This is a genomic window from Zestomonas ipomoeae (assembly GCF_057128665.1).
Genome location: NZ_JBSKHQ010000011.1, coordinates 93,894 through 117,027, shown reverse-complemented (window position 1 = coordinate 117,027; position 23,134 = coordinate 93,894). Strand labels below are relative to the sequence as shown.

The 23,134-nt window shown below is 65.2% G+C and carries 23 protein-coding genes; 17 read left to right on the top strand and 6 right to left on the bottom strand.

Annotated elements, in window-relative coordinates:
* The first annotated feature begins 93 nt into the window (after positions 1–93).
* The 7 genes from ACWKV7_RS13760 (at position 94) to ACWKV7_RS13730 (ending at position 6,703) form a co-directional block, all read left to right on the top strand.
* Positions 94–1,053: a chlorinating enzyme gene (locus ACWKV7_RS13760; protein WP_483858249.1), complete on the top strand. Its 960-nt coding sequence runs from the start codon at positions 94–96 to the stop codon at positions 1,051–1,053.
* Positions 1,054–1,072: 19 nt separating this feature from the next.
* On the top strand, positions 1,073–1,333 hold the full coding sequence (locus ACWKV7_RS13755) for a phosphopantetheine-binding protein (RefSeq protein WP_483858248.1): 261 nt from the start codon (positions 1,073–1,075) through the stop codon (positions 1,331–1,333).
* Positions 1,334–1,342: 9 nt separating this feature from the next.
* Positions 1,343–2,101 carry a thioesterase II family protein gene (locus ACWKV7_RS13750; protein ID WP_483858247.1) on the top strand — a complete coding sequence of 253 codons (759 nt, stop codon included), beginning with the start codon at positions 1,343–1,345 and terminating at the stop codon, positions 2,099–2,101.
* Positions 2,094–3,680 carry an amino acid adenylation domain-containing protein gene (locus ACWKV7_RS13745; RefSeq protein WP_483858246.1) on the top strand — a complete coding sequence of 529 codons (1,587 nt, stop codon included), beginning with the start codon at positions 2,094–2,096 and terminating at the stop codon, positions 3,678–3,680. Before ACWKV7_RS13750 ends, ACWKV7_RS13745 begins: the two co-directional genes overlap by 8 nt.
* Positions 3,670–4,143: a YbaK/EbsC family protein gene (locus ACWKV7_RS13740; protein WP_483858245.1), complete on the top strand. Its 474-nt coding sequence runs from the start codon at positions 3,670–3,672 to the stop codon at positions 4,141–4,143. The genes ACWKV7_RS13745 and ACWKV7_RS13740 overlap by 11 nt, the downstream gene beginning before the upstream one ends.
* A gap of 16 nt (positions 4,144–4,159) precedes the next feature.
* Positions 4,160–5,308, top strand: a complete 1,149-nt coding sequence (locus ACWKV7_RS13735; RefSeq protein ID WP_483858244.1) for an acyl-CoA dehydrogenase family protein — start codon at positions 4,160–4,162, stop codon at positions 5,306–5,308.
* 612 nt (positions 5,309–5,920) lie between these two features.
* Positions 5,921–6,703 carry a substrate-binding periplasmic protein gene (locus ACWKV7_RS13730; RefSeq protein ID WP_483858243.1) on the top strand — a complete coding sequence of 261 codons (783 nt, stop codon included), beginning with the start codon at positions 5,921–5,923 and terminating at the stop codon, positions 6,701–6,703.
* On the opposite strand, the gene ACWKV7_RS13725 is transcribed toward ACWKV7_RS13730, so the two are convergent.
* From ACWKV7_RS13725 to ACWKV7_RS13715, 3 genes are all read right to left on the bottom strand, one after another.
* A complete protein-coding gene (locus tag ACWKV7_RS13725) occupies positions 6,700–8,178 on the bottom strand; it encodes a DNA recombination protein RmuC (protein WP_487249212.1) in 1,479 nt (492 codons plus the stop codon). The genes ACWKV7_RS13730 and ACWKV7_RS13725 overlap by 4 nt on opposite strands.
* Positions 8,179–8,228: 50 nt before the next feature.
* Positions 8,229–8,558 (bottom strand): sel1 repeat family protein, encoded by a 330-nt coding sequence (locus ACWKV7_RS13720; protein ID WP_483858242.1) that lies wholly within the window; start codon positions 8,556–8,558, stop codon positions 8,229–8,231.
* 351 nt (positions 8,559–8,909) lie between these two features.
* Positions 8,910–9,983 (bottom strand): AraC family transcriptional regulator, encoded by a 1,074-nt coding sequence (locus tag ACWKV7_RS13715; protein WP_483858241.1) that lies wholly within the window; start codon positions 9,981–9,983, stop codon positions 8,910–8,912.
* Positions 9,984–10,184: 201 nt separating this feature from the next.
* On the opposite strand from ACWKV7_RS13715, the gene ACWKV7_RS13710 reads away from it, so the two are divergent.
* The 4 genes from ACWKV7_RS13710 to ACWKV7_RS13695 all read left to right on the top strand — a co-directional run bounded on the left by ACWKV7_RS13710 (position 10,185) and on the right by ACWKV7_RS13695 (position 13,819).
* Positions 10,185–10,508 (top strand): hypothetical protein, encoded by a 324-nt coding sequence (locus tag ACWKV7_RS13710; protein ID WP_483858240.1) that lies wholly within the window; start codon positions 10,185–10,187, stop codon positions 10,506–10,508.
* A 67-nt stretch (positions 10,509–10,575) separates the two neighbouring features.
* Positions 10,576–13,146 (top strand): intermembrane phospholipid transport YdbH family protein, encoded by a 2,571-nt coding sequence (locus ACWKV7_RS13705; protein WP_483858239.1) that lies wholly within the window; start codon positions 10,576–10,578, stop codon positions 13,144–13,146.
* A gap of 125 nt (positions 13,147–13,271) precedes the next feature.
* The gene (locus ACWKV7_RS13700) at positions 13,272–13,463 is read left to right on the top strand and encodes a YnbE family lipoprotein (protein ID WP_483858238.1); all 192 of its coding nucleotides are present in this window, start codon (positions 13,272–13,274) and stop codon (positions 13,461–13,463) included.
* A gap of 11 nt (positions 13,464–13,474) precedes the next feature.
* Positions 13,475–13,819, top strand: a complete 345-nt coding sequence (locus ACWKV7_RS13695; protein ID WP_483858237.1) for a YdbL family probable chaperone protein — start codon at positions 13,475–13,477, stop codon at positions 13,817–13,819.
* Between the two features lie 128 nt (positions 13,820–13,947).
* On the opposite strand, the gene ACWKV7_RS13690 is transcribed toward ACWKV7_RS13695, so the two are convergent.
* On the bottom strand, positions 13,948–15,486 hold the full coding sequence (locus ACWKV7_RS13690; RefSeq protein ID WP_483858236.1) for a S8 family serine peptidase: 1,539 nt from the start codon (positions 15,484–15,486) through the stop codon (positions 13,948–13,950).
* A 523-nt stretch (positions 15,487–16,009) separates the two neighbouring features.
* Between ACWKV7_RS13690 and ACWKV7_RS13685 the strand changes: the two genes are divergently transcribed.
* On the top strand, positions 16,010–16,636 hold the full coding sequence (locus ACWKV7_RS13685) for a class I SAM-dependent methyltransferase (RefSeq protein ID WP_483858235.1): 627 nt from the start codon (positions 16,010–16,012) through the stop codon (positions 16,634–16,636).
* A 60-nt stretch (positions 16,637–16,696) separates the two neighbouring features.
* On the opposite strand, the gene ACWKV7_RS13680 is transcribed toward ACWKV7_RS13685, so the two are convergent.
* Positions 16,697–16,978, bottom strand: coding sequence for a putative Ig domain-containing protein (locus ACWKV7_RS13680; protein WP_483858281.1), 282 nt, complete (start codon positions 16,976–16,978; stop codon positions 16,697–16,699).
* 522 nt (positions 16,979–17,500) lie between these two features.
* On the opposite strand from ACWKV7_RS13680, the gene ACWKV7_RS13675 reads away from it, so the two are divergent.
* On the top strand, positions 17,501–17,917 hold the full coding sequence (locus tag ACWKV7_RS13675; RefSeq protein WP_483858234.1) for a CopD family protein: 417 nt from the start codon (positions 17,501–17,503) through the stop codon (positions 17,915–17,917).
* A 29-nt stretch (positions 17,918–17,946) separates the two neighbouring features.
* Here ACWKV7_RS13675 and ACWKV7_RS13670 read toward each other — a convergent pair whose 3' ends face one another.
* A complete protein-coding gene (locus ACWKV7_RS13670; RefSeq protein ID WP_483858233.1) occupies positions 17,947–18,408 on the bottom strand; it encodes a DUF2231 domain-containing protein in 462 nt (153 codons plus the stop codon).
* Positions 18,409–18,501: 93 nt separating this feature from the next.
* On the opposite strand from ACWKV7_RS13670, the gene coxB reads away from it, so the two are divergent.
* Genes coxB through ACWKV7_RS13650 form a run of 4 tightly spaced genes read left to right on the top strand, consistent with a single transcriptional unit; the run spans position 18,502 to position 23,103 of the window.
* A complete protein-coding gene (gene coxB, locus ACWKV7_RS13665) occupies positions 18,502–19,413 on the top strand; it encodes a cytochrome c oxidase subunit II (RefSeq protein ID WP_483858232.1) in 912 nt (303 codons plus the stop codon).
* Entirely contained in the window at positions 19,410–21,929 is a 2,520-nt protein-coding gene (gene ctaD / locus ACWKV7_RS13660; RefSeq protein WP_483858231.1) for a cytochrome c oxidase subunit I, read from the top strand. The genes coxB and ctaD overlap by 4 nt, the downstream gene beginning before the upstream one ends.
* Complete coding sequence (locus ACWKV7_RS13655) at positions 21,926–22,270, top strand: LPXTG cell wall anchor domain-containing protein (RefSeq protein WP_483858230.1); 345 nt, start codon at positions 21,926–21,928, stop codon at positions 22,268–22,270. Before ctaD ends, ACWKV7_RS13655 begins: the two co-directional genes overlap by 4 nt.
* The gene (locus ACWKV7_RS13650; RefSeq protein WP_483858229.1) at positions 22,261–23,103 is read left to right on the top strand and encodes a cytochrome c oxidase assembly protein; all 843 of its coding nucleotides are present in this window, start codon (positions 22,261–22,263) and stop codon (positions 23,101–23,103) included. Before ACWKV7_RS13655 ends, ACWKV7_RS13650 begins: the two co-directional genes overlap by 10 nt.
* Positions 23,104–23,134 lie beyond the last annotated feature (31 nt).

Below are 23,134 nucleotides of genomic sequence, written 5' to 3'. Positions count from 1 at the left end.
CCGGGCGAGGCGTGCCAGCCCCCGCTCGAGCGAGTGTCCTGCCACCTGGCTTATGGATGTAGTCGTTGTCGTCAACAACCCAAGAGGTGATCTATGGAAGAACTTGCGTGCGCCCAAACCCTCGACTTCTCCCTCAGCCCCGAGGAAATCGAGCAATTCCACCGCGACGGGTACATCGGCCCGTTCGATCTCTACGACCAGGACGAGATGGAGCGCCATCTGCAGGCCCTGCGTCCCAAGCTGATCAATACCAAGCATGCGGTCTACCGGCAGGATAAGGCGCTCTCGGGTGTCACCAACCTGTCCAACTACGACCGCCACCTGGATGTCGACTTCCTCGCCCGCCACATCACCAGCCCGGAGATCGTCGACCGGGTGGCCAGCATCCTCGGCCCGGACGTGCTCTGCTGGCGCAGCGAGTTCTTCCCCAAGTACCCCGGCGACGAGGGCACCGACTGGCACCAGGCGGATAACTTTTCCAACGTAGCCGGCTCCAAGCATCCGCAGATCGTCTGGCCGGAGGATGCGCAGTTCGGCGGCACCATCACCGTCTGGGCCGCGTTCACCGATGCCACCGTCGAGAACGGCTGCCTGCAGTTCATTCCTGGTTCGCACAAGACGATGAACTACGACGAAACCAAGACCATGGAATACAACGCCGAGGCCATCAACCGGATGGAAAAGGGCGGCGTGCGGCGCGGCTTCTTCGGCTATGACTACCGGCAATTGCAGAAGGACCCGAACTGGAGCCCCGACGAGTCCCAGGCCAAGTCCATGGTCATGCGCCAGGGCCAGTTCATCATCTTCTGGTCGACGCTGATGCACGCCTCCCACCCCCACAGCGGCCTGACCGACAAGATGCGCCTGGGCTTCGCCGCCCGCTACCTGCCCACCTCCGTCAAGGTCTACCCGTACTCCAACACCCTGCAGGAGTTCGGCGGCGAAGCCAGCCTGGACAAATTCGGCTGCGTGCTGGTGTCCGGCAGGGACGACTATCACCACAACCGTTTTGCCGAGCACACCGCCAGCGGCATGCGCTTTCCCGTGCGCTGATCGACAGAGGAGCCCGACCATGAGCGATAAAGCGAAACTCGAGCACTGGCTGATCGAGGCCTGCCGCGAACTGGGGCTGCCGGTGAAGGACGCCGACTGCGATTTCTTCGCCGCTGGCGGTACCTCGCTGACGGCGATCAAGCTGCTGGCCAAGGTCGAAGATCGCTTCGGCGAGGACGCCCTGCCACCCGACGACCTCTTCGCCCATAGCACCCTGTGCGAGATCGCCTCGAGCATCCAGCGCAACAGCCAGCGGCAAGACGCCCTCGACGAAGCCTGAGGCAGGCCCGTGCACCCTCACGACGACCGCTGGCTGCTGCCGCTCACACCCTGCCCTGCGCGCCCGGCGCTCAGGCTGTTCTGCTTCCCCTATGCGGGCGGCAGCGCCGACCTTTTCCGCGTCTGGCAGGGCGGGATGGGCGCAGAGATCCAGCTGATCGCCGTGAGGTTGCCCGGACGGGGCAACCGCATCAAAGAAGCGCCCTACGGCGAGTGGGAACCGCTGTTGCGGGATACCTTCGACGCGTTGTCGCCGTACCTGGCCGAGCCCCACGCCTTCTATGGCCACAGCTTCGGCGGTCGCCTGGCCTACGAGCTGACCCATCTGGCCGAAGCGGCCTTTCCAGGACGAACGCGGCACCTGTTCGTCTCCGCCTGCCGCAGCCCGGATCACCCACAGACACGCCCTTATCTACATGAACTGCCGGAGCCGGATTTCCGCGCCGCACTGCACACCATGGGCGGCACCCCTGCCGAGGTACTGCAGAGCGAAGCCCTGATGCGCCTGGTGCTGCCGGCGCTGCGCAACGACATGCGGCTCTCCGAATTGTGGAGCGACCGTCATGGTCGAGGCGTTGCCGCCCCCCTGACCGCGCTATGCGGGCGCGACGATGCCCTCGATGACTACAACAGCATGCGCGGCTGGCAGCGCTTCGCCCGCAACCGCTTCGAGCTGTTGGAAATCCCGGGTGGGCACTTCTTCCTGGAAACCCACCGCCACGACCTGCTGGAAGTCATCGCCACACGCCTGGGAGGTGGCAATGGATAGACAACTGAACTTCACCGAGGCCGCGTTGGCCATGCATCGCCAGCTCAACCGTACTGCCGCACCCTACCCCGAAGGCAGCGTGCCGATGCTGTTCGAGCAGAAGGCCGAACGCTACCCCAATGCGCCGGCGCTGATCCATGGCGAGCGCACCCTCACCTACCGCGAGCTCAACCGCCTGGCCAACGGCCTGGCGACCACGTTGTTGCAACGAGGCGTGAGACCCGGCCACACGGTTGGCGTCTGCCTGCCCCGCTCGCCCGAACTGATCATCGCCCTGCTGGCGGTCGTGAAATGCGGCGCCGCCTACCTGCCCTTCGAGGCCGCCTGGCCCGAGGAGCGTTTGAACGGCCTGTTCGAGGACAGCGACTGCCGCTGGCTGATCAGCGACGACGCCGCAGCCCTGGGCCAACGATTCAGCCGCTGCACCGCCGTGCAACTGAGCCCCACCGAGCTGCCGCAGCCGGCGCCGAATCCGGGAATCACCGTGACCCCGCAGGCCATCGCCTACATCAATTTCACCTCAGGCTCCACCGGCCGACCCAAGGGCGTGCCGATCCAGCATCGCAGCATCGTCCGCCTGGTCTTCGGCAGTTGCTACGCACCGCTCAACCAGGGCACCCGCCTGCTGCAACTGGCGCCGGTGAGCTTCGATGCGGCGACCTTCGAAATCTGGGGCGCGCTGCTGCACGGTGGCGTCTGCGTGCTCTACCCGGCGACCTTCGTCCGCCTGTCGCAACTCAAGCAGGTGCTCGACAGCCAGGCCATCAGCGTGCTGTTCCTCACCACCGCGCTGTTCAACAGCGTGATCGATGAAGCGCCGCAGACCCTGGACAACGTCGGCACGATTCTCACCGGCGGCGAGGCCCACTCGCTCAAGCACATCGCCCGCGCCCTCGAGCGCTACGGCCCGGAACGCCTGGTCAGCGTCTATGGGCCGACCGAAAGCACCACCTTCGCCACCCACTACCCCATCCGCCAGCTGCGACCCGGCGAAACCGCCCTGCCCATCGGCCGACCGATCCAAAACACCCGCGTCTACCTGCTCGCCGGCGATACCCTCTGCGGCCCCGGCGAGAGCGGCGAAATCTGCCTCGCGGGTCCCGGCCTCTCGCCGGGCTACCTGGGCCTGCCGGAGCTGAACAGAGAGCGCTTCATCGACTGCGAAATCGCCGGCCTGCGCGAACGCCTCTACCGGACCGGCGACCTCGGCCACGTTCGTCCCGACGGCAACCTGGTGTTCGAGGGCCGGCAGGACGACCAGGTGAAGATCAGCGGCTACCGCATCGAACTGGGCGAGATCGTCCATCACCTGCAGCAGCATCCGGCCGTGCGCCAGGCCTATGTCGCCGTCGAACTCAGCCCCGCCGGGGAAAAATCCCTGGCGGCCTTCATCGTGCCCGCGAACGACTACAACCCCGCCGCCCTGCGGCGCCACCTGCAAGGTAGCCTGCCGGGCTACATGATCCCGGCGCGCCTCCAGGCGTGCGACGCCCTGCCCCTTTCGGCGACCGGCAAAGTAGACCGCCGCGCGCTTCTTTCACTACCCCGCCACCAGGAGTCACTCGTTCATGAGCATTAGCAAACGCGCCCAGCAGTTCCAGGACATTCTCCACCAACGCGGCCTGGACCTGACCGTGATGGAGCTGCCCGACTCCACCCGCACCGCGGACGACGCCGCACAGGCGCTCGGCTGCCAGAAGGCGCAGATCGTCAAATCCCTGGTGTTCCGCAACGCTGCCACCAACGAACCCGTGCTGGTACTCGCCAGCGGCCCCAACCGGGTCAACGAAAAGGCCATCGCCGAATTCGTCGGCGGTCAGATCAGCAAGGCCGACGCCGACTTCGTCAGGGAGGTGACCGGGTTCGCCATTGGCGGCGTACCGCCCCTCGGCCACAAGCAGCCGCTGACCGTGCTGGTCGACGAAGACCTGCTCACCTTCCCGGAAATCTGGGCAGCGGCCGGAACCCCCAATGCGGTATTCAAGATTCCCGGCACGCTCACCGACATCCTGCCCGAGCACCGCGTCGTGTCCGTCAAATAGCCGCTGGAGAATGCCGATGCCGGCCGCCTTTCTCACCGAACAGCACCAGGCGATGCGCGAACGGGTGCGCGGCCTGTTGCGGCAGCTCGTGCTGCCCCACGCCGACCAGTGGGAAGCCCAGGGCCACATACCGCGCGACGGCTGGCGAGCGCTGGCGCAACACGGTCTGCTGGGCTTCGCCCACCGCGGCGAGGGCTTCCTCCATAGCGCCATCCTGCTCGACGAACTGGGCCGCACCGGTTACGCCGGCATTCGCGCCGCCGTCGGCGTGCATGCCTACATGGCGCTCTCCTACCTGGAACTGTTCGGCACGCCGGAACACCGCGAACGCTACCTGGCCGACGCTCGCGCCGGCCGACGCATCGCCGCACTCGCCATCAGCGAAGCCCAGGCCGGCTCCGACCTGCGCCACCTGGCCACCCGCGCCGAACCGGTCGACGGCGGCTACCGCGTCAGCGGCCGGAAATGCCACGTGGCCAACGGCTCCCAAGCGGACTTCTTCATCACCCTGGTGAAGACCCGCGACGAAGCGCCCGGCAAAGGCCTGACCGGTGCCAGCCTGCTGATCATCGACGCCGACACCCCCGGCGTGCGCCGCACACCGGTGCCCATGCTCGGCTGGCACAGCGCCGATGTCTGCCATATCGACCTGGAGGAAGCCTGGGTGCCCGCCGACCACCTGATCGGTCGACGCGACAAGGCGCTGCTCTACCTCATGCAAGGGCTGGATTTCGAACGGCTGGTCGCCGGCCTGCTCGCCCTCGGCGGCGCCCGGCACTGCCTGGACGTGGCCAACCGCTTCGTCCGCGAACACCAGGTCAAGGACGCCCCGCTCAGCGCCAACCAGGCCGTACGCCACCGCCTCGCCGATCTGTCCGGCGAACTGGAACTGATCCACCACTACGCCTACCACGCCGCCTGGCGCCACAGCCGCAACCACCTCGACACCCGCACCGCCTCGGTGCTCAAACTAAAGGCCACCGAACTCGCCCAGGCCGCCGCACAAGCCTGCCTGCAATACCACGGCGCCCGCGGCTACCAACGCGACGCCATCCCCGCCCGCCTCTACCGCGACGCCATGGCCGGCACCCTCGCCGCCGGAGCCAGCGAGCTGATGCGCGAACTGATCTTCGAAACCGACTTGCCCGGTGAAGGGGATCGATAGGAGAACGGGTGTATCACAGGCATGCCCAACGCTGCGCAATGAGTGCAGCGGGTGACCATCGCATCGATCCAACTGACGGAACGATATGGGTGAAAGCGACCATCGCCCCACATCTCCGTCACTCCAACGAAAGCGGAAGTCCAAATACCGTGCTGCCTCCCCTTGAAATCACTCCCACCAACATTAACCACCAGTTGCCGGTTCGACTCCCATCCATCCCCGCTGACGCGGGGAACACTCCGCCGGGAATTCCGGGGCTATGCCGTAGTCAGGCTCATCCCCGCTGGCGCGGGGAACACTCGCGGCTGGAGGTGTATTCGATCGGCGAGAGCAGTTCATCCCCGCTCGCGCGGGGAACACACTTGAGCTAACCGCTTATATATAAGCCACAAAATAGCCCTTGAAATTTCTACCAGCCCTTTCCGACCATCTGCGCCCATCTCAACGGGCTTTTCGCTTTGCTTTCCGCTCCGCTCTTCCATACTGACTTCAAGGCGCGCGATTCTCGTTGATGCGGGGCCGGCTTCGCGTCAACCTTCCGGTCATTCGCAAGCGCTCCGGTGGGCATATTCGTGTTGCCACGTCTGTTACCGGGCATCAGGACGTAGAAAGATGATCAGCCGACGTATGGCCTCCCTTCGATTTGCAGCAGGATTGCTGCTACTGGCAACGCTGCATGCCAGCGCGGCCGATGCCTATGACCGCCCGCTGCGCATCGCCTACAACGATGCCTGGAGCCCCTACAGCTACAAGGGCGCCGACCACAAGGCCCACGGCATACTGGTGGAGGTGCTGGAGGAAGCGCTGGTCAAGCGCATGGGCTTGCGGGTCGAGCACCACAGCTATCCCTGGAACCGCGTGCAGCTGCATATCGAGCAAGGCGTGCAGGATGCCTTCATTACCGTGCCTACCGCCGAGCGGCTGATCTATTCGCAGTCTTCCGCGGAGGTCGCCTTCGTGGTGGAGATGCGGGCTTTCGTCAGCCCGACTTCCGCGCAGTACCCCTCGCTGCAGAAGGTGAAAACGGTGGCGCAGTTCACCCAGTTCAAGATCTGCGACATCTACGGCAACGGCTGGTCGAAGCGGCTCTACGATGCCAACCAGGTCTACGCCACCCTGTTCCGCACCAACGAAATCGCCATGGAGCAGGTCATCCACGGCCATTGCGACCTGACCATGGGGGCCGCCGAGGTGGGCCTGCAGATTGTCCGGGAGCGCCATTGGGAGGGGCGCCTGACGATGCTGCCCGAGGTGTTCGATGCGATGAACTTCACCCTGATGATCAACAAGAATTCGCCCTACATCGCGATCTTGCCGCGCTTCGACGAGGTGATCCGCGAGATGCGCAAGAACGGGGATATCGAGCGCATCGTCCAGGCCAGCCGGGTGCGCTAGCGAATCGGGTCGGTTTCTTCCGCCTCGTCCAGCAGTGGCATGCCGGCCGCCCGTTCGAGCAAATCGCCGGCCAGGCTCTTGCTGGCCCGCGCACCGAGCAGCTTGAGGTTCTCCACCCGCCCCACGAGATTGCCGCGCCCATCCACCAGTTTGTTGCGCGCGGCGGCGTAGGCCTTGTCGAGCTGTTGCAGGCGCGAGCCGACCTCGTCGAGGTCGTCGACGAAAGCCACGAACTTGTCGTACAGCGCACCGGCACGCTCGGCGATCTCCCGCGCGTTCTGGCTTTGCCGTTCCTGGCGCCAGAGGCTGTCGATCACCCGCAAGGTAGCCAGCAGGGTGGTCGGGCTGACGATGACGATGTGCTGCTCGTAGGCGTCCTGGAATAATCCTGGGTCGGCCTGCAGGGCAGCGGCGAAGGCCGCCTCGATGGGCACGAAGAGCAACACGAAATCCAGGCTTTGCAGCCCCTCCAGGCGCTGGTAGTCCTTCAACGAAAGACCCTTGAGGTGCGCGCGCAGGGACAGCACGTGCTGCTTGAGCGCCTGCTGGCGCTGCGCCTCGTCGTCGGCACCGACCACCTGCTGATAGGCGGTCAGGCTGACCTTGGCATCCACCACCACCTGGCGGTCGCCCGGCAGGCGGATCAGCACGTCCGGCTGGAAGCGCACGCCTTCGGCGTTCTTCAGGCTGACCTGGGTGTGATATTCGCGGCCCTTTTCCAGGCCGGCATGTTCCAGCACCCGCTCCAGCACCAGTTCGCCCCAGTTGCCCTGGGTCTTCTGGCCCTTGAGCGCGCGGCTCAGGCTGGTGGCCTCGTCGCCGAGGCGCTGGTTGAGTTGCTGCAGGCGCTCCAGCTCCTTGCCCAGGGAGAAACGCTCGCGCGCCTCCTGACGATAACTCTCCTCGACCCGTTTTTCGAAAGACTGGATGCGCTCTTTCAGTGGGTCGAGCAGTTGGCCGAGGCGCTGCTGGCTGGTTTCGGCGAAGCGCTGTTCGCGCTCGTCGAAAATCTTGCCGGCCAGTTCGGCAAATTGCGCCCGCAACTCGTCGCGGGCGCTTTGCAAATCGACCAGGCGCTGCTGATGGGCCTGCTGCTCGGCAAGCAGAGCCGCGCGCTCGGCACCAAGACTGCGCAGCTCGGCTTCCTTTTGCTCGCGCTCGGCCTGCCAGGCCCGTAGAGCATCGCGGGCGACCTGGCGTTCGCTGGCGAACAGCTCGGCCTCACGGCGCAGGGCCGCCAACTCGGCCTGTTGATTGGCTTTGGTCTGGTTGAGAAAGGCGATCTCGTCGCGGCTGGCATCGAGTTGGGCGGTCAGGCCATCCTGGGCCAGCAGTGCGCTGCTCAGCCGCTCGTCGAGCAGCAGGCGTTCGGCTTCGCCAGTCGCCAGCCGTCGCTGCTGTCGCCAGAGCAAGGCCGCCAGGGGCACGGCCGCGGCACACAGGCCGAGCAGCAGAGACAGGGGATCGAAGGGCATGGGCAGCGGCTCCACGACAAAGTCGTCGGGAGTATACCGGGCACGGCCGCTCAGCGCGGCAAGGGGCGTTGCTTCAGGCGTAGTTGCTCGTTGAGACCGCCGAGGGCTTGCTGGGCACGCTGGTCGCCGGCACGGGCGGCCTGGCGCAGCAATTCCTGGCCCATGCGCCGGTCGCGAAGATCGGCTGCCTCGCCGCAAAGCAACTGGCCAAGACGGCACTGCGCCAACACCACACCCTGCATGGCCGGCTGCTTCAACAGGTGTCCAGCGAGACGCTTGCAGCTGGAAGTCTGGCCCAGCGGAGAGGTGTCGAGCAGCCACAGGGCGACGCGTACGGGCAACGGGCGTTGTTGGGAAGCAGGCACAGGGCGGAACTTCATGGGGTGACGGATTCATTGGCCGGCGAGGCGCGCCACTTTACTCTTTTTTCGTCGGCCGTAAAGCCTTGTCGATTCGCGGTGCCGCAGGCTAGAGCGGCGGCGTCAGACAATCCACAGAACCTGTGGATAACTTGGTGGACAAGTCCTTGGTAACCCGCCCAAGCGCCGATGAACTGGGGGCTGCGGTCAAACTGACGATTTTTTCGCCAGATGAAAAAATCTATATTTTTCATTGACTTAAAAATTCTCTAGGGAAAATCAAATGGTTACGACGGGATATGACAGTAGCTTGACAAGCCGCCTCACAAATGTGCACAAGTCAATCCCGACAAGCCCGACGGCTGCATTTTTTTAGGGCATCGGAGATACGTTTTCCCGGCGATAGTCGCCAGCCGCGCGTCCCGTCCAACGGCGAAACGCCCGGCAGAACGAACTCTGCTCGGCGAAGCCCAGCAGGTAGGCGATCTCCAGCAGAGACAGCTGGCCCCGCGCCAGATAGCACTTGGCTAGTTCCAGGCGCAGATCGTCGAGCAAGCCCGGCAGACTCAGTTCCGCTTGCGCCAGGCGCCGCCGCAAGGCCCGAGGCGCCACCTCGAGCCGAGCGGCTACCGCGTCGAGGCCGATGTCCCCCTGCACCAAACCCGCGCAGAGCGCCGCACGCACTTCATTGGCCAGGTTGCCCGACAACCGACCGGCGGCCAGGCAAGCCTCGCCTTCGGCATCCATCAGCGCACGCAGATGGGGGTCGGCCTCGCGCAGCGGGGTTTGCAGTAGCTCACGGGGAAACCTCATCGCGTTGCGCGCACATCCGCCCTGCACCGGGCAGCCGAGGATCTGCTCATAGTCGGCTGCCATTCCTGCCAGTCGATGGCGGAATTCGACCCCGCTCGGCTCGGCGCGCCCTTCGCAAAGCCAGCGCCCCACCGCCAGCCAACCCGCGAGCGCCATCTCCACCGCCTGGCGCGGTACCCAGGGCAGGTGCCGCGGCTGCCAGGCGAGCACCGCCCAATCCCCCTCTTCGCTCAGGCTGATGTCACCGATGTCCCAGACCAGTGTCTCGAAGCGCTGCAGGCGCTGTACGGCTTCGCGCAGCGTGGCGCAGCTCATGGCCGCGTAGCCCAGCACGCGAAACGAGCGCGCTCGCGCCGACAGGCCCAGGCGCAGGGCGATCAAGGGGTCGCCGCTCTGTGCCTCGGCTTGCAACAGCAGGCGAAAGGCCTTGTAGAGCGGCACGCGATAGTCGGCAGAGGCCAACCGCTCGTCGCACAGGCCAGCCTGCTCCAGCAAGGCGCGGGTATCCAGCCCCAACCCGGTGGCGGCTGGCAGCAGGGACTCGACGTAGCTGCCGGCGATGGAAGCTGGCGAGCCGATCAATTCCAGCAGGCGCTCGCCGGCTGGGATGCAAGCAGAAGGGCGTTCGAGCATGCGGGCATTGCAACAGCCAGTCCCGGCCGTCACAAGCCGATCGCTCGATTGGTCATGAGGCTGGTCAGCGGAAGACCACGCCGCTTCGCAACTTTTTCTGCCGACTACACTCAACACTTCAATGTGACGTGGTCGACGTTTTAAACATCGAATCGCGAATAATGGCAATTGGCCCAAAACCCTTCTAATGCGGAATCCAGCATGGACGCCAAACAACAACTCGTACCCAGCGATATCGCGCTTCTCTCGCATATTCTGTCGCTCTCTACGCGTAACATGACGACCATCTCCACCCTGCTCGCGCAACTGACCGCCACGCTCTCCAAGAGCACGGACAGGGCGCTGCAGAACACGTCCCAAGGCATGCTCGACCAGATCACCGCCCTCGGCTCCGACCTGGAAATGCAGTGGGATCTCATCCAATCGCTGGAAACCTTCTGTCCGCTGCTCGCACGCACACCGCCCGTGCGCACCGCGCTGGTCACCGAGATCGTGCTGACCGACGTACCGAAAATGGTTGGCTGAACGCGACTTGATCTTGGCCCTTGGAGCCGCCACTCTGGCCGCTACCCAAGGGCTGTGAGGTACCCCAATGGCAGGCCGGCGCATCTGGCTGCGGGCCGGCATCTGGCTGGCATTGCTGTTGATCCTGACCCTGCTGGCGGCGGCCTGCGCAGGGTGGTACGCCGCTCAACGCTGGCTGCACCAGCAGGGCCTGCAGGTAGACTGGCAGGGCCTGGGCATAGGCCTCGACGGGCTCAGCCTGCAGCAGCTGGCAATACGGCCAGCGATCGGGCAGGACGGCGCACCGCACATGCAGGCAGAGCAGTTGCAACTGCGCTGGGACTACGTTCCCCCTCGCCTGCAGTCATTGCACATCCAGCGACTGAATCTTGTACGACATGCGTCCGGCCAGCGCGTACCCGGCGGCTCGCCAGTCGATCCATACCGACTATACGAATGGGCCCGGCGGCTGCCGCTGGACCTGCGCGTCGACCACCTGCATGCCGAGCTACCCTGTGCCAGCGGCCGCTGCCCGCTCGACGGCTCCGTTCGCCTGCGCCACGCCGGCACGCTGTTCCCCGCCCTGCTGGAATTCTCGTTGCTTCGCGACGATAGGCGCCTGGAGGTGTTGGCGCAGTGGCAGGGCCGTCCCGAGGACGCCCGGCTCGACCTGAGCCTGGCGCTGGACGACCAGCCGCGCCTGGCCCTCAACAGCCACCTCGAACGCCGCGCGGGCGACTGGCTGTGGAGCGGCCGGTTGAAGCTGCCCGAACTACCGGAGGCCCCCTGGCTGCTGGAGTGGCTGAGCGAATGGCACGCCCCCGGGCAACGGCAGCCAGCCCCGCCGAACAGCCTGAGCCTCGATGCTGAATGGCAGCTGCGGCTCCCTGCTCCGCCGGACCTGAGCAGCCTGGGGCGCGCCGACGGCAGCGTTCGTCTCGTCGCCCACCTGCCTGTCGCCTGGCCGGTTCCCAGCCTGGGCCGGTTGCAGGGCGACCTGTCGATGGACTTGGCGATCGATCAGGGGCAATGGTTTCCCAGCCGCGTCGACAGCGACCTGCAACTGACCCACGTGCAGGGGGACTGGCTGACGACGATTCCCGAGGCCCTGCGCCCTCATACGCTGCACGTGACCCTGCAGCCGGATGCCACCTCGACGGACCCGACGCTGTTGCCGCTGCTGCTGCGCCTGGATAGCCAGGGACAGGCCGAGCTGGAGCTGCACGCCAATCTTGGCATCACCCGCCGCCCGCCCTGGGCACTGCAGTTGACCAACGCTCGCCTCGTGGGAAACGCCCCGCTTCTGCAGTTGGATGCACTGACCCTGCGCAAACCCCGCCTCGACCTGCGCCTGCAGGGGCACCTGGACGAGCAGCAGCTGAGCCTCGCGCTGACGGAGGGCTCCCATGTCAGCGTCAACGATGCCGGCGCAGCCCCCGGTATTCGCCTGCAGCAGATGGACATCGCTCTTAAAGGTGTGCACCTGCAAGGCCAGCATGCCCAGGGTGCCCTGCACAGCCTGGTCGTTCAGGGTCCGGTTCGATTGCATATAGGGCGCCTGGAACAAGCGCAGCTGCACCCGCAGGGCTGGCGCTGGCAAGGAAAGCTGGACGGGGATTTGCGCCGGCTGGGCCTGAGCGGCTCGCTGGCCAACGATGCCGGACTGAACCTGAACCTGACGCTGGAGAGGCCGTTCGACGGCCCCCTTGCCCTCGAAGCCCACCTGCCGGAGCTGTTCTTCCGCGCCGGCAATCCGCTGGCCAAGACCATCAGCACCTGGCCCACCGTACTGGAGCTGAGCAACGGCCGCATGCAGGGTGAGGCACGGCTCAGCCTGCCCAGCAACGGAGCAGCTCCGGAAGCGCAACTCCAGCTGACCGCGAAAGGTTTATCCGGCATCTACGACCGCAGCGAGCTGAGCGGCCTGGATGGCCGCGTCGAGTTTCGCCTGCGGGACAACCGCCTGCACCTGGCACTGCCGGACCTGCGTCTGGAGCAAGCCAACCCCGGCGTGGTCATCGGCCCCGCGCATCTGCAGGCCCACTACGACGCGCCCGCGGGCCAACCGCTGGGTGGCCGCCTGACCTGGCAGCGGGCGGAATCCACATTCCTTGGCGGCCGCGTGTGGGTAGAGCCCGGCAACTGGGACCTGGCCCAACCCAGCGGCCGCCTGCCGCTGCATATAAAGGGGGTGAAGGTCGAGCGGTTGCTGCTCGCCTACCCGGCGGAGGGGCTCGATGGCAGCGGCACCCTCGACGGCGAATTGCCGCTACGGGTCGGCCCGGACGGCCTGAGCATCGAGCAAGGTCACCTGCAGGCCCGCGAGCCCGGCCAGCTGCAATTCCACTCCGAGCGCATCGAAGCCCTCGGCCGCAGCAATCCGGCCATGCAGCTGGTGGCCGAGGCGCTGGAAAACTTCCACTACTCGGTGCTCAGCAGTCAGGTGACCTACGACGAGCAGGGCAAGCTGCTGCTCAACCTGCGCCTCGAAGGCCGCAATCCGGACGTGGAGGGCGGCCGGCCGATCAACTTCACGATCAACCTGGAAGAAGACATCCCCGCGCTGCTCACCAGCCTGCAACTGAGCGATCGAGTCAACGAAACCATTCAGCGACGCGTGCAGGACTACCTGAGGAGCAAGCCCGCCCAGTCGCCTTGAGCGCCGGCAACGGCTAGCTTGGTAGTAGCGGTCGGTTGTTCCCATGGGCAGTCCATGCATACTGGCAGCCATCCATACCGTCGCCCTGATCGGCGGCGGCCCATCCGCCACAGGAGAGACAGCCTATGCGGTTGCGCCCACTCTTCGCCGTCCTGCTGTTGGGGCTACTGGGCACGGCGTGCACCCCGCGGGTCGAATTGGCCATGCCCAACGAGCCGATCAATATCAACCTCAACGTGAAGATTCAGCACGAGATCTACATCAAGGTGGACAAGGCGCTGGACAACATCTTCAACGAAAACAGCGGCCTGTTCTGAAGGAGAGCCCGATGAGTCTGCATAAACGATTGGGAAGCCTGGTGCTGGCGCTCTGCCTGAGCCTGCCGGCCTGGGCCATGAACCTGAACGAAGCCATGTCCGCCCTGGGCGCCGCCAAGGCCGCCGGGCAGCTCGGCGAACAGCCCAACGGCTACCTGGGCGTGGTCAAGCCCGGCGGCGATGTCGATGAAATCGCCCGCCTGATCAATCAGGCCCGCCGCAGCGAATACCAGCGCCTGGCCCAGGAGAACGGCATCAAGCTCAGTGACGTAGAAGCGATCGCCGGGCAGAAGGCCATCGAAAAGACCCCATCCGGCCAGTACATCCAGCTGAACGGCCAATGGCTGAGGAAGTGAAGGCACCCGGCTGATGCCCGGACACCCGTCATGCCGATGCGCATGCAGCACGGTTCGGTCTTCGGTATCGCAGACACCACGAAAAAGGGCCGGCGAATCGCCGGCCCTCTGTTTCGCTCACGAACCTGTCAGTAACTCCAGGTCAGCTTCACGCCGCTGAAGCGATTGTAGGCACGCAGCCCCACATGCCAGGTACCCGCGGTCGGATTGTTGAAGGTGCAAACCTCTTCATTGCCGTACTTATAGGGACGGCAATTCCACGACGAGGTGGTCGGCGGGCTGCCCAGACGGGTGTAGAGATCCGCATCGCCGCTACCGCCAGTGATACGCACGGTTAGCGTGCTGACGCCGGCCGGCAGGTCGAAGGAGTAGCGCAGCCAGCTCCCGGTCGAAGCCGCCAGGTTTTCATGGGTTTCGCCACCGCCGGGAGGAGTGCCGCCATCGCCGTCGCAGCCGTTGGCGGCGATATAGTCGCTGGCCGCCTTGGCCTTGATGATCCCGTAGCCGTAGTAGACATCGCGCCCTGCGCTGCCGCGGTCTTCGGCCGTGGCATTCAGCGCATTGCGAATCTGCTTGGCGGTGCACTGGGTGTGATTGCTCCAGACCAGCGCGGCAACCCCGGAAACGTGAGGCGTGGCCATGGAGGTGCCGGAATAATTGGCATAGGTGTTACCAGGCGTGGTCGAGCGGACGTTCACGCCGGGCGCGGCAATTTCCACCTGGTTGTTGTACTGCGAGAACGACGCGCGGTTACCGGAGCTGTCCACCGCCGCCACCGACATCACCGAGTCGTAGGAAGCCGGATAGGACAAGGAGCTGTTGCCACTGTTACCCGCCGCCGCCACCACCAGCACGCCATTGTTGAAGGCGCTGTCCATCGCGTTGCGCTCCGTGGTGGACGCACCGCCACCCCCCAGGCTCATGCTGATCACGTTGGACCCGGCGTCGCGGCATTGCTGGATGGCCATGACCAGATCGGAGCCATAGGCCCAGTTGCCACTGTTATTGAATACCTTGACGATGTGCAGCCCGATATTGCCGGAAGGGCTCACGCCCACTACGCCCTTGTCATTGCCGCCCAACGCGGCGATGGTGCCCGCCACATGGCTACCGTGGCCGTCGCCGTCCTCGTACCAGTTGCCGGTGTCGTAGCTGCCGTAACCGTCGTTGCCGGTAATGCCGCTGGAAGGCAAGTCTTCATGACCCAGCGAGTAGCCGGTATCGACGATGCAGACCTTACGGCTCGCAATGTTGGCATCGGACACTTGTGGCGCCTGCACCATGGTAATGCCGTAGGGAACCTGCTCGGCCATCAGATAACGCCGGGGGTCCCTCTCGATATAGGCCACTGCCGGGTCATTGCGCAATTGAGCGAGCTGCTGGGCATCGAGCCGAGCCACACTGGCCCCCGCACTTTGTAAGTGCATCAGGGCCCGCACATTGGCTTTCGACAGTACCGCCTGGGCAGCCTGGGTGCTGAACTGGCTCTGCGCCATCAGGCTTGGTTCCGGTCCATCCGGTACTTTGAATTTGATGATATAGCGATTGTCGGCTTGCTCGGCCTCGAGTGTCTGAGCCCGACCCACCTCATCTTTGATGATCGCCCCAGCGGTGGTGCTGATGGCAAGTAACGCAATGGCTAAGAACGACAACTTCTGGTTGTTCATCTTATTCCCTCTTCTTGGACTTGTGGTCCGTTTTATCAACGGCCTCGGAACGGTAGGCGAAAAACAGAAGAGGGAAATAGCCGTTCGTCAGGTACTTTAGTGCCACTTAAATTTTTTTTAAAATTCAGTCGTATAGAGAAATAGTGTCAACAAGCCATATGGATAATATCTTACAAGAAGTTAAGCTAGGTGATTACCAATGGCTTTTTTCCTACATCAACAAGGAGCCAAGTAACGGTCAACGCCTTTGGAAATTGCCACCCTGTCAAAACAAATATTCATCGCTTCGTTATAAGCTTATGAGCAACATAGCAGGCGCTCACTTTTAGTGCACCATCACATGACGCGAGATAACTTTGAGCACATGAATTTAAGCCGGGTAAAAGAGTAACGCTGTAGCGAATTGCACATTAATCCTGTTACCCGAATGGCACACTGCTCGAACTGCCTGCCAAGCAACAGGATTCTTCTCCGCCGAGCTCTTGGTAGCTGGCCCAACCTTCCGCCGACATCGGAGCGACCGGTGAAACTCAATCCCAGCGAGCTGACCCATGCGTCAGTGCAGACCTTGCAGCACTACGACAACCATGCCGAAGCCTTTCGCGAAGGCACTCGCGAGCATGATGTCAGCCAGAACATCGACGCGTTGCTGCGCCACATCCAGGCCACGCCGCCTTTCACCTTGCTCGATTTCGGCTGCGGCCCCGGCCGCGACCTTAAGGTATTCAGCGCACGCGGCCACCACGCCATTGGCCTCGACGGTTCGGTGAGCTTCGTGGAGATGGCTCGCGCCTCCAGCGGCTGCGAAGTCTGGCAGCAGAACTTCCTTGACCTGCAGCTACCGGCCCAGTACTTCGACGGCATCTTTGCCAACGCCGCGCTCTTCCATATCCCAACGCAGGAACTGCCGCGGGTATTGCGTCAACTGCACACGGCCCTGAAACCATCGGGCGTGCTATTCAGCTCCAACCCACGAGGCGACAACCAGGAGGGCTGGAGCGGCGATCGCTACGGCGCCTATCATGACCTACCAACCTGGCGGCGTTTCCTGACCGATACCGGGTTCACCGAGCTGGAACACTACTACCGCCCCACCGGCCTTCCCCGCGCACAACAGCCCTGGCTCGCCAGCGTCTGGCGCAAAGCGTAGCAGGCACCCGCTGCCCCCCGAAAAACAAAAAACCGGTTCCAGACGGAATCGGGATTCTTGTTACTCGGCTACTACCAACCGATAGCTTCGTTCCGCCTTTAACCCGACACACTGAGTGCCATAGGTTCCAGCAGATATACGCACCTCATAGACCCCCGCCATGATGGGGACTCCGGTAATTAACCCATGCGAGCTACGCTCCTCATGCTCAATGTGCAAACCATCCGGCAATGGCTCTTTGTTACTTACATAGATGCTATGAACCGGTGAGCTCGTTTGAATAACTTCAAAGGGAACGCTATAGAACCGCCCCACCTGTGCAGCCGGTAGAGCCTGAGGCATGAACTCGGGTGTTGGCCGCAAGGCACAGTTAAACAGCGTGGTGCCGATAAAGACCGCTTCGCACCCGGATAGGGTAAACGTCAATATAGAGCAGGCGAAAAGTCTGACCACTGCGCACCCCTAGTTTCCAAAAATAGAGCGATCCTAAGTGCTGTGGACTTGCGCTTGGGCAATCCACTGCTGAAAGTGAGACCGGCCTCGCAATGAAGTGCTGAGTAGACGAAGCACTTCATTGCCGAGGTTCGGATTTTGTCTTCGCGCCCCCGTGGGGCTGCGCTCAATCGCAATCTGCGGATTTGCGGGGCCGGGAGGTTGAGCTGAGGTACGAAGCCCAACGAGCGGCTTGCCAGCCATCGGCGGGGCCTGGGTTGTCTTCGAGTTCGCCGCTGGGCTTCGCCACGCGCCACTGAACGTCCGCTGCGCTGCGCACTCTATGAAAAACACGTGCCCTTGGTCCCCTGCCGCCCGGTAGACGCGGGCGGACGGACGGGCAAGGTCGCATCGCCTCGAACGGACCTGGACATGCTTTGGCTGCTGCTACTCCATATCGCCGGGCTGGTCAGCTGGTGCGGCATGCTGCTGTACATGCCGGCACTGCTGGTGGCCACCGCCGGGCAGGTCGGCGCTTCCCACTTCGCCGTGGACAGCCTGCCGCTGAGCCGCCGGCTGTTCACCCTGGTTGCCACGCCCGCAGCGCTGTTCACCATTTTCACCGGCACGGCGCTGTTCCTGCTGCAGGGCATCGTGGGCGCCTGGCTGGTGCTCAAGCTCACGGCGGTGGTTGCCATGGTGGTCTGCCATGCGCTCTGCGGTGCGCTGCTGTTGCGCCTGGAGCGCGATCCCCACAGCCGCATCGCCTGGCCCTGCCTGGCACTGGCCGGGGTCTCCGGCCTGTCGATCCTGCTGGTCCTCTGGCTGGTGCTGGCCAAGCCGCTCTAGGAGAACCCATGGCTGAACGCCCGGCGCCCTCATTTCTCGACTTCCACGCCCACCGCGTGCTCATAGACCAGCATGCCGCCGAGCATGCTGGTGGCGGCGATCAGCAATGCGGTGAGCAGCGAAAGGTACAAGCCCCAGGGAAAGATGTTCTCGGCTTCGACATAGCGCTGCAGCCAGTTGAGCGAAGCGAGGGACAGGGTCATCACCGCCAGGATCGAGTGGCACCAGCCAGTGACCAGTTGGCGGATGCGGCCGACGCTGAACAGGTCCACCACGCCGGCGGTGCTGGCGATCCAACCGCCGAAGGCACCGATGCCCGACAGCCAGATTCCGGCCCGCGCCCAGAACGGATCCTCGCTGATCAGGTAGCCCAGGTCGCTGGCCACCAGCCCGAGCAGCGCCGCCACCGGGAAGTGAATCATCATCGGGTGCAGCGGGTGGCTGCGCAGGGCGGCGCGGCTGCGAATGGTCTCCAGCGGGCGCGTAGGCATATCGGCATCCTGGGCAAGAGTGGCGGCTACAAGGGTTGGACTGCGCTGGCGCTGACAATTCCCTGCCTGCCCGGCTGCAGCGGCCCGCAATCGATGCTGGACCCGGCCGGCCCCTCGGCGCGGGCCGCCGCCGGGCTCTGGTGGGGCATGTTCGCCGTCTTCGGCCTGGTGCTGCTGGCGGTCGTCGGCCTGTGGCTCTACGCCCTCTACCGCCGACCGCGCGACTACGACGAAGCGCAAGCACGCGCCATGACCCGGCGCTGGCTGATCGGCGGCGGCCTGCTGCTGCCGGGGCTTTGCGTGCTGGTGCTGCTGGGCTTCGGCATTCCGCTGGGCCACCGTATGCTGCCGTTGCCGTTGGCCAACCCGCCGCTGCGCGTCCAGGTCACGGGGCACCAGTGGTGGTGGGAGGTGCGCTATCCGGACCGCGACGTGGTCACCGCCAACCAGTTGATCCTGCCGGTGGGGCGACCGGTGGATGTCGAGGTGGGCAGCGCCGATGTGATCCATTCGTTCTGGGTGCCGCGCCTCGGCGGCAAGCTGGATATGCTGCCCGGCCGCCGCCAGGTCGTGCGCCTGGAAGCCGACTGGCCCGGCGACTTCCGCGGCCAGTGTTCCGAGTTCTGCGGCGCCCAGCATGCCCATATGGTGCTGGCGGTGCGCGCCCTCGAAGAAAGCGAATTCACCGACTGGCTGGACGCTCGCCAACGCGCGCCGGAACCGGCGGCCGAGCACGCCGCGGCCATCGAAGCGTTCACCCCCTACTGCGGCCAGTGCCATCGCGTCGCCGGCATCAGCGAGGGCAAGCGCGGGCCGGACCTGACTGACGTCGGCTCGCGGCCGAGCTTCGGCGCCGGCGCCCTGGTCAATGAGGATGGCGCCATCGGCCGCTGGCTGCGCGAGCACCAGCAGCTCAAGCCCTACAACGCCATGCCACGCCACGACCACCTCGACGAGCGCACGGTCGACGCGCTCGCCACCTGGCTGGAGAGCCTCGCGCCATGAGCGACACGCCGGCCCGCGACCCCGCCCGCCTGCACGACGACTTCAACGAAGTCTGGGGCAACCCGCGCGGCTGGCGCAGCCTGACCATCGTCAACCACAGCACCATCGGCGTGCGTTTCATGGTCACCGGCCTGGCGTTCTTCCTGCTCGGCGGATTGCTAGCAATGCTGCTGCGTGCCCAGCTGGCACTGCCCGGCCAGGACCTGATCGGCCCCGACCGCTACAACCAGCTGTTCACCATGCACGGCACGGTGATGATGTTCCTCTTCGCCGTGCCGATGATGGAGGGCCTGGCGGTCTACCTGGTGCCGAAGATGATCGGCGCACGGGACCTGGTGTTCCCTCGCCTCAGCGCGCTCGGCTACTGGTGCTACCTGTTCGGCGGGCTGATCCTGGTGTCCAGCCTGTTGCTGGACATGGCGCCGAAGGCCGGCTGGTTCATGTACACGCCGCTGTCCAGCGCCGGGCACATGCCCGGAAAGCACTCCGACTTCTGGCTGCTCGGCATCACCTTCGTGGAGATTTCCGCGGTGGCCGCCGGGGTCGAGCTGGTGGTATCGATCCTGCGTACCCGCGCCCGCGACATGGCGCTGGACCGCATGCCGATCTACGCTTGGTACATCCTGGTAATGGCGCTGATGATCGTGGTCGGCTTCCCGCCATTGATCCTCGGCAGCATCCTGCTGGAGCTGGAGCGCGCCGCCGGACTGCCGTTCTTCGATGTCGCCCGCGGCGGCGACCCGCTGCTGTGGCAGCACCTGTTCTGGCTGTTCGGCCATCCCGAGGTGTACATCATCTTCCTGCCCGCGGCGGGCATCGTCAGTACCCTGCTGCCGGTGTTCTGCGGGCGCCCGCTGGTGGGCTACCGCTGGGTGGTGCTGGCGGTGCTGGCCACCGGCTTCATCAGCTTCGGCCTGTGGGTGCACCACATGTTCACCGTCGGTATTCCGCTGCTGGCCCAGGCGTTCTTTTCGGCGGCAAGCATGCTGGTGGCGATTCCCACCGCGATCCAGGTGTTTTCCTGGCTGGCGACCCTGTGGACCGGTCGCCCGCGCCTGGAGCTGCCAATGCTATGGATACTGGGCTTCCTGATCATCTTCGTCGCCGGTGGGCTGACCGGGGTGATGCTGGCGCTGGTGCCGTTCGACTGGCAGGTGCACGACACCCATTTCGTGGTAGCCCACATGCACTACGTGCTGGTCGGCGGCATGCTGTTCCCGCTGATGGCCGGACTCTATTACTGGCTACCGCACTTCTCCGGTCGCCTGCCTTCGGAAACCCTCGGCCGCTGGGGCTTCTGGCTGACCTTCGGCGGCTTCAACCTGACCTTTCTGATCATGCACTGGACCGGCCTCCTGGGCATGCCGCGACGCATCTATACCTACCAGGCCGGGCTCGGCTGGGACCTCCCAAACCTGGTCTCGTCCATCGGTGGCTTCGTCATGGCCCTGGGCATTGCCATGGTGCTGCTGGACCTGGGCCTGCACTGGCGCTTCGGCCGGCGCGCCGGGACCAATCCCTGGCAGGCCGATACCCTCGAATGGGCCACCGGCACGCCGCCGACCCCGTACAACTTCGTCAGCCTGCCGTCGGTGCGCAGCCGTCACCCGCTGTGGGACGACCCGGACCTGCCACGCACCATCGCCGAAGGCCGGCATGCCCTGCGCACCATCGACCACGGCCGCCGCGAAACCTGGGGCAGCGACCCGCTGAGCGGCAAAGTCCGCGAAATCATCCATCTGCCGGGCAATACCTGGCTGCCGTTCTTCGTCGCGCTGGCGCTGGCGGTGGTCTGCGTGTCCCTGCTGCTGCGCCTGTACCCGCTGGCGGCGGTGGCCGCACTGGTTGCCCTGGCCATCCTGCTGCGCTGGTCCTGGGAGAACGGCGCCCACCCACTGGCGGCCCCCGATGCGCAGACCCAGCCGGGCGACCCGCCGTTGCATTCGCGGACCTTCGACGGCCCCGGCCTGTGGGGCATGGGCATGACGCTGCTAGCCAACGGCTCGCTATTCCTCTCGCTGCTGTTCGGCTGGTTCTTCCTGTGGACGGTTTCCCCGGCCTGGCTGATGCCGGAGCAGACGCCGCTGGCCTGGCTGCCCTTGCTGCTCGATGGCCTGCTGCTGAGCCTCGCCGCTCTGTGGTTCCGCAAGGTGGTGGGCAGCCTGCGCAAGAGCAGCGCGACCATCCTGCAAGAGCAGCTCTGGGCGATCGCCGGGCTCGGCCTGCTGCAATCCGCCGGCCTGCTCTGGATTCTCCTGGAAGCGCCACTGCACCCACGCGCCACCGCCCATGACGCGGTGATCCTGGTGACGCTCGTCTACCTGCTGCTGCACTGCACGCTGGCCTGGATCATTACCGCGCTGCAGGCCTTGCGGGTGCGACGCGGCTATGTCGGCCAACTGGCGCCCTACGAGCCGGCAGTGGCGGAGCAGTGGTGGAACTACAGCCTGGTGGCCTTCTGGCTCAGCTACTTCGCCATGGTGCTGTTTCCCAGCAGCTGGGGGGGCTTGCCATGACGCCGCTGGCCGGACATCCGCTGCAACTGGCGCTGGGGCTGACGCTCTGGAGCCTGTGGTTCGTCTGCCTGTATGCCGGGCTGTCGATCGGCTGCGCCTACTTTCCGCCCGCCACCGGGCTGGGCGCGGGCAACCCGCTGAACCTCACACTCGGCATCGGCAGCCTGCTGGTCGGCGGCCTGCTGCTGTATCTGTCCCGGCATTGCTGGCAGGCGCGCCATCGCCTGCCGACGCGCCCCGAGCGCTTCGTCGCCCGCGTCGGTGCCGCGCAGCACCTGGTGGCAGCACTGGCCACGCTATTCATCGGCCTGCCCTTGCTGAGGCTACCGCCATGCCTGTAGCGCTGCTCTTCGCCGTGTCGATGGGGCTGAGCACACCGGCCATGGCCCATGGCCTGTTCGCCGGCGGCTTGTCGTCGCAGCGGCTGCCGATCCTGTTTGGCGCGGCGTTGCTGGCGGCAGCCTGGCTGCTGCATCTGCTCGGCTGCCGTCGCCAGCCCCCGCAGCGCGCGGAGTTCTGGCTGTTCCAGGGCGGCATGGCGGTGGCCTGGCTGGCGTTGTTCGGCCCGCTGGACGATTGGGCCGAAGACAGCGCCGCCCTGCACATGCTCCAGCACATGCTGCTGATGCTGGCCATCGCGCCCCTGTGGGTGCTGGCGCGACCGCTGGTGCAGTGGCGGGTGCTGTTCGGCAAAGTGGCCGCCAGGCTCTGGCGCCTGCCGCTGCGGGTGGCGCAGCGGCCGATGGCGGCCACCTTGATCCATGGCGCGCTGATCTGGATCTGGCATGCGCCACGGCCCTACCGGCTGGCGCTGGACCATCCCTGGTGGCACCTGTTCGAGCATGCCTGTTTCCTGTTCAGCGCCTGGCTGTTCTGGTGGTCGGTGCTGCACGCAGGCGGTCGGCGGCAAGGCGAAGCGCTGCTCGCCCTGCTGCTGACCTCGATGCATACCGGCCTGCTCGGCGCCCTGCTGACATTTGCCCGCGTGCCGCTGTACCGGGACGCCAGCGACCTCGGCGACCAACAACTGGCCGGCCTGCTGATGTGGGTGCCGGGCGGTTTCGCCTACCTTGCCGCTGCCTGCTGGTGCGGCCAGCGCTGGCTCCGCCGGCTGTGGCTACGCAGGGGGCGCCGGGATGATGGCCTGGGCCGGTCTGCCGGGCGCCGTATCTGACTGGCGGGGTTCCCCCCGCCCTACTGCTACT